Raw genomic sequence first — 6,091 nt, 5'->3', positions numbered from 1 at the left:
CGTGAGGCCGCGAACTGGACGAGGGTGATGTTCATTTCGATGAGCGTGTTGCGCGCGTACTGGTACTCGGGTGTGCCCTCTTCCAGTACGGCGAGCTGGTCGAAGAAGAGCTTCGACAGCTCGCGGGCGTCCTTCGGAGCGACCTGCGACGGGTCGCTGATCTCCGGCAGCACGACGGTCCGCGCCCCTGCCGTCTCGGTCACTGTCATGCTCGTCCCCTCCTACGTGATCCAGCCTCATGTGGCGCCTGCTCCTGCGCGGGCAGAGACGGCGTACCCGCGGTTGAGGCATGCATGCCAGGCAATCATTCCGCCCTGCGTCCGCCGGCCGTCAGCCTGGTGCCCAAGGCTTCCGAACTACCGGTCGAGGAGGGCGCTGACGGTCTTGCCGCCGGAGAGGTGGCGGGTCACGGTGGTGGTGCGGGCGAGATGGTTGACCATGTGCCAGCCGAAGCCGCCGGTGCCGCCATGCAGGTCCGGGGTGCGCATGCGAGGTGCCTGCGGGCTGTGGTCGTGCACGGCCACCTCGATGCTGTCCGGGCGCGCGATCAGATCGAGGGTGTAGGCACCGCCGCCGTGGCGCAGGGCGTTGGTGACGAGTTCCGAGACGACCAGGACCACGGTGTCGGCCGCATCGTCGGAGATGGGACCGAGCCCCTCGATGAAGGACCGGACACTCTCGCGCGCGTCGGCAATGCATGCCGCGGACCGGTCGCGTGTGGCGTCGACGCTCAATGTGTCCATCGGATTCCCCCCAAGCCTGTGCAGCTCAACGTCCGCTGTGCGTGCCGTGCTTGTGCCCTGGCCGACAGCCCGCCAACCCGACCGTGCCCCTTCTTCGCTGTTGTTCGAGGTCGACTTACTCCCTGTCGAACGCGCGAAAATCTGTCGTGGCTGAGGTAGACATTGATTGATCACGTGGCTATGGTTTCTCTCGTAATCGAGATCGGCAAGGCCCGACAGACATGAATTGCCGGGCAGCGGTACAGGCAACAACAGGTAGTACCAGCATCACGCAGTAGCTCAGCTCCAGCGCAAGCAGCCCTCCCGGGGGCGCTGGATCGAGAGGGAAAGAACGGAGGAGCCGAGCGCCATCAGGATCGCCCGGGCGGATTGGCTGAGCCCGGGTACCGCAGGACATCGATAGTGAGGTGGTCTCCGGTCGAGCAAGCGCGATCCCCGCGCTCCCGACAGCAGTCCGGTCGGGCCCGCGGAAACAGAGGGCCGGCGCAGTATCAGAGCCGGCGGATGGTGTAGCAGTTCCTTCGGGGCCTTGGTGCCGCAACGGCACCAAGGCCCCTCCACGCGTTCCGCAGAGAGATGCGATGGCAGCGGACGACTGGTTCGACCCGGCTCTGTTGGGCCCGGCCGAGCGTGTGGATGCGACCACCATCTGGACGTCAGCCCTCCGCCGAGACGACCTGGAGCGGACGGCCTGCGCTGGTTGTATCCGGGGACTGAAGTTCGAGAGTCGGTAAAGGGGGCACTCAGGAGGCAGGCCGGCCGCTTCGCCGTTTGCTCGCTTGAGGACCGACCGGCTGAGGTTCCCCTGGTTCGGACCCGTGAGCCGGGGGAACCGACCTCCTCGCGCGTCGTCGGCAGGGCGTCGGCTCGCGTGAGGAGTGAGAGACGTATGCGGGCCGGCCTTCCCCTGACGGGGCCCCTACCGTGGCGTGACGTTCGCGAAGACGCCTCGCGCAGCCGTTCCGTCCGACCAAGTCCACCCGGCGACAAGGCCCAGGGACGGCGTCTGCGTGGCCCCCGTCGGCCGCAGGACGCGGTTGACCTGAACGCTCAGTCCGTCGTCGGGCCCAGTCCCCTGGACGGTGACGGTCGGGTCGGGAGTGTCGCTCTCACTCTGCTGCTGCGCCGTCGCCTCGCCGCGCAGGAGCGCGCGCAACTGCGCCATGGCCACCGGGTCGTGAACTCCGTCGTAGATCCACCGGGTGCCGAGCACCCCATGCTCGGAGGTGCCGATCAGCGCCCTACCAGGGGCGCCCTCCATGCGCTGACCGCGGTAGCTCAGCGGCACCAGATACGCCACAGGCTCCTGCGGCGCGGCATCCACCACGACCATGAACTCGATCCCGACCACGCCATCCGGATCGTCCAGACGGAAGCCACCGGCCTTGACCAGTTCCGGCGACGCCGCGCTTCCCAGATACCAGCTCTGCTTCGGAAGCCAGTCGGCGAGCAGCTCCAGCTTGGTGGGCGACATGGTGGTTCGGTGAATGGTGGCCATGCGAGTTCCCTCACGCGTAGGTCTGGACCGGTCCTTCAACGGGGATGGGTTCGAACCTATCGGAGTCGGTTGTGACTCCGGATGAGCAGTGAGCCGGCCGAGCGAGCCCGGCCGTTGTACGTGACCTGCTCCGTCGGGCAGAAGAGTCTGCCGACAAGTGCAAGCCACACGTCCTCATCGCCGAGGGCTGGCCATGCGCCTACAGGACGTGGTGCAGCCAACGCTGGAGGACCGTGTTGACTGCCGGCGGCAGGGCGCTGATCTGGTCGATGGCGGCGCGGTCCTCGGGCATGGGCGGGATTCCTGCAGCGGTGAGTGCCGCGTGCAAGGCCAGTCGCCGCTGGTCCTGCGGGTCGAGGGTGTAGCGGAGCCGGTGTGCGGGATTGGGCGGCGGCAGGAAGACATCGGCGTCGTTGCTGGGCTGGACAGGACTCGGCCAGGAGTCCTCTCGCGGCAGAGCGGTCTCGTGTGCACCGAAGGCGCAGGAACCCAGGGCCTCGTTGCTCCAATGAGCCATGTTTCTCTCCTCACTGTGCGTTGCGGACTACCGTTGCAGACCACTCCTGGGGCTGGTTCGGTTGCGGTAGCGACTGCGGATCACACAGGTGGCGTCATCGGCGGCTCATCGCCTTGTGTGACCGGCCAGGAGCAGCCGACCCGGGATCGAGTGGCCGTTCAGCGGTGCGACGGAGTTCGGCGGAGGTCACCCTGGGGCGTGCGCGGTACCGGGTCCCGCGACAATGATCGACATGACGTCACTCCACCGCAACCCGCTCTTCGCCCGCCTCGCCGATGCCGAACGGATCCTCGTCGCGGGTGCGGGCGGCGGTTTCGACATCTACTCCGGCCTGCCGTTGGCGCTCTCTCTGTTGCACCAGGGCAAGCAGGTGTGCCTCGCCAACCTCTCCTTCAGCGCACTGGAGGGGCTCCCGATCGATGACTGGGTCGCACCGGACGTGGCTGCCGTCACCCCTGTCTCCTCGTTGCATCAGAGCTACTTTCCGGAGCGGACCCTTGCCCAGTGGCTGCATCAGCACGACTACCCCTCCACCGTGTACGCCTTCCCCCAGACCGGGGTTCGTCCGCTGCGCGCCGCCTACCAAGCACTGATCGAGTTGCATCGCGTCGATGCTGTTGTACTCGTCGACGGTGGCACGGACATACTGCTGCGCGGTGACGAAGCCGGCCTCGGCACTCCGGAGGAGGACCTGGCCAGCGTGGCGGCGCTGGCGGCCCTGGACGACGTGACCACCCGCCTTGTCGTGTCAGTCGGGTTCGGTGTCGACGCGTATCACGGCGTCAACCACACGCAGGTGTTGGAGAACATCGCCGCGCTGGAACGCGACGGTGCGTACCTCGGCGCGTTCTCGATACCCCGTGCCACCCGTGAGGGCGCGCTCTACCTCGACGCGGTGGCGCACGCTCAGCAGCACACCCCGGAACATCCGAGCATCGTCAACGGATCCATCGCGGCAGCCGTGCGCGGCTCGTTCGGTGACGTCCGGTTCACCGAACGCACCCGGGGCAGCGCGTTGTTCGTGAACCCGCTGATGTCCCTGTACTTCGCCTTCGACCTCCCGGGCCTGGCGGCCCGCTGCCTCTACCTGGACCGGATCGAAGACACCCACCTGATGCGCCAAGTCCACGCGCGCATCGCCGAGTTCCGCGAATCGCTGGTGACGCGCCCGCCGCGCGCCTTCCCACACTAGGGATTTCCCCCAGGACGTCGCGCGTGGGCCGTCGAGGTGTGGACCGGTGAACCGCCGGCAGCGTTTGTTGGCGTCGGGCGGGGAGGCCTACGGTCGAGTGAACCCGTGGCTCCGCTCCACTTTCGCCACATGCAGCGTGTAGTTCTGGTACCACTCGGCTCGTCCACGCTGTTGCGCCGCGCGGTGCTCGGCGTTGGATCGCCATTCCGTGAGGGCGTCGGCGTCACGGAAGTACGCGACGGTGATGCCCAGCTCGCCCGGAGTCTGCGCGTGGTCCATCCCCAGGTACCCGGGGATGTCTCTCACCAGCTCTTCCATGCGGGCGTTGGTCTCGCCGTAGCCGTTCTGGTCCTGGGTCCGGACCGTCGTGAAGACAGCCAGGTAGTAGGGGGGTTCATACGCCTCGACCGGCGTGACAGGCGCTTCCGATTGATCGCTCATGACGCCACCGTAGGGTGGGACGCGCCCGACGATCCAGCGTCTTTCCCGAACGGGATCCGTAAGGGATCACGCTCTTTACCCAAGCCCGCCGAGTCCTCCCGCAACGAGACGCCGCGTCCGTTCGGGGACGGCGCGGTCCCGCCGGACGCCGTCTCCGCCTTCCCGGAGCCGATCCGCAGATCCCCGGGTGCCTCTGTGCGGTCGCCTCCGACCAGACCTGACGGCTAATTTACGAGGATGGTCACCAGCAGAGGTGCAGAGCCGATCCAGGTGTCGACCCTCAACGGCGTCGGCGCCGCGCTCATGAAGGGCGTGGCCGCGCTGATACTCCTCTGCGGACCGGTGGTCCTGGCCATCGCGGCCGCGTCTCTCGGACACTCCTGGGTCGCTCCGCTCGTCGGTGCCCTCGTCACGGCTGTGGGCATTCCGGCCGGCGTCGCGGTGTGGCGTCTGGCCGGACGCAACCGCGCGGCGACCCGACGCCTCGAGTCTGTCGGTATCCGGGCAACGGCGGAGATCATCGGCCTGACCCTGGTCTCGTCGGACGAGGGTCACGTCTACGAAGTCGTCATGCGCGTCAGCGGTGCGGGCCTTGCCCCCTTCGAAGTGACCCAGAGTCGTGCGGGGGGCACCGACCTGCACGTCGGCGCTCACCTGCGAGCGCTGGTCGACCCTTCGGATCACTCCTACGCGATCCTCAACTGACCAGGAGGCCGGCGTGCCGTGCGCCTGCCGGCCTCCGTGAGGAGCGCACGTGCGGAACAGCGGATCGCTTCACCTGACCATGACCCCCTCCGAGGCGAGTGAGGGGTCGATGAGGATCTTGGCGTGGACTTCGGGGTCGGCCAACGCCGTGAAGGCATTCGCTACGCCGGCCAGCCCTACTCGGCCGGTGACGAGAGGGGCGGCGTTCAGCGTGCCGTCCGCGAGCGCGTGCAGGGTGTTCCGAAACTCCAGGGGTGTGTAGCCGACGGCGAATCGCAGGTCGAGTTCCTTGTTCGCGGCGAGCGAGGGGCGGATCGTGTCGGGACCCATGCAGACTCCGACGACGACGACGCGTGAGTGCAGGGGAGCGGCGGCCAGAATGCCGTCCAGCATTCCGGGGACTCCCGCGCATTCGAAGACCGCGGGGCGCCTGGGGCGGGTCAGTCCGATCGTCTCCAGGGCCCGCCAGGCGGTCCACCAGGGCAGGGACAGGCGGGCCAGACCTTCGATGGCGTCGATGCCCGCGTTGTACTCGTCCGGCATGGTGGTCATGAATCCGTGCCGGGAGCCGGCGATTTCCCAAGGCGACTCGACGGACGGATCGACGACCGTGTCGGCGCCGCACCGCGCAGCCGGCGCCCGGCGGCCCGCCGAGTAGTCACTGGCGATCACGGTTCCCACCCCGCGGGCCTTGAGCACCGAGATGACCGCGAGGCCCACGGGACCGCAGCCCAGGACGATGGCGACGTCCTTACGGGTGACCTCGGCGCGGTTCACCGCATGCCAGGCCACCGCCACGGGCTCGGTGAGGGCCGCGAGGTCTGCGGGCAGACCGTTCGGGACCGGGATGGTCAGCGACTCCTGGACGACGACGTACTCGGCGAAACCGCCCGGCGCGCATGCGGACAGGCCGACACCGTCGACCTGTCGGCCCTGCCTGACCAGGGGACGGTGACGACCGGTGTTCCGGTCCTGATGGTGCCTTTGCACCACGG

7 protein-coding genes and 1 pseudogene are annotated in these 6,091 nt (G+C 68.0%); 2 read left to right on the top strand and 6 right to left on the bottom strand.

Going from position 1 to position 6,091, the window contains the following annotated elements; translation table 11 throughout:
• The 4 genes and pseudogenes from AB0C62_RS32475 to AB0C62_RS32460 all read right to left on the bottom strand — a co-directional run.
• Positions 1-209: pseudogene (locus AB0C62_RS32475) on the bottom strand (RNA polymerase sigma factor SigF); the annotation flags it as partial.
• Between the two features lie 147 nt (positions 210-356).
• A complete protein-coding gene (locus AB0C62_RS32470; RefSeq protein WP_362979294.1) occupies positions 357-743 on the bottom strand; it encodes an ATP-binding protein in 387 nt (128 codons plus the stop codon).
• A 919-nt stretch (positions 744-1,662) separates the two neighbouring features.
• Positions 1,663-2,241, bottom strand: coding sequence for a 1,4-alpha-glucan branching protein (locus AB0C62_RS32465; protein ID WP_362979292.1), 579 nt, complete (start codon positions 2,239-2,241; stop codon positions 1,663-1,665).
• 199 nt (positions 2,242-2,440) lie between these two features.
• Positions 2,441-2,758 (bottom strand): hypothetical protein, encoded by a 318-nt coding sequence (locus AB0C62_RS32460; protein ID WP_362979290.1) that lies wholly within the window; start codon positions 2,756-2,758, stop codon positions 2,441-2,443.
• A 232-nt stretch (positions 2,759-2,990) separates the two neighbouring features.
• Between AB0C62_RS32460 and AB0C62_RS32455 the strand changes: the two genes are divergently transcribed.
• Entirely contained in the window at positions 2,991-3,950 is a 960-nt protein-coding gene (locus tag AB0C62_RS32455) for a DUF1152 domain-containing protein (RefSeq protein ID WP_362979288.1), read from the top strand.
• 87 nt (positions 3,951-4,037) lie between these two features.
• Here AB0C62_RS32455 and AB0C62_RS32450 read toward each other — a convergent pair whose 3' ends face one another.
• The gene (locus AB0C62_RS32450) at positions 4,038-4,391 is read right to left on the bottom strand and encodes an antibiotic biosynthesis monooxygenase (RefSeq protein WP_362979286.1); all 354 of its coding nucleotides are present in this window, start codon (positions 4,389-4,391) and stop codon (positions 4,038-4,040) included.
• Positions 4,392-4,628: 237 nt separating this feature from the next.
• On the opposite strand from AB0C62_RS32450, the gene AB0C62_RS32445 reads away from it, so the two are divergent.
• The gene (locus AB0C62_RS32445) at positions 4,629-5,096 is read left to right on the top strand and encodes a hypothetical protein (protein WP_362979284.1); all 468 of its coding nucleotides are present in this window, start codon (positions 4,629-4,631) and stop codon (positions 5,094-5,096) included.
• Between the two features lie 69 nt (positions 5,097-5,165).
• Here the strand turns inward: AB0C62_RS32445 and AB0C62_RS32440 are convergent, their stop codons facing one another.
• A complete protein-coding gene (locus AB0C62_RS32440; RefSeq protein ID WP_362979304.1) occupies positions 5,166-6,089 on the bottom strand; it encodes a hypothetical protein in 924 nt (307 codons plus the stop codon).
• Between the last annotated feature and the right edge of the window lie 2 nt (positions 6,090-6,091).

Source organism: Streptomyces sp. NPDC048643 (assembly GCF_040650615.1).
Taxonomy (GTDB): Bacteria; Actinomycetota; Actinomycetes; order Streptomycetales; family Streptomycetaceae; genus Streptomyces.
Note: the sequence above shows the minus strand (reverse complement) of the source record. Positions and strands in the feature narration are given on the sequence as shown.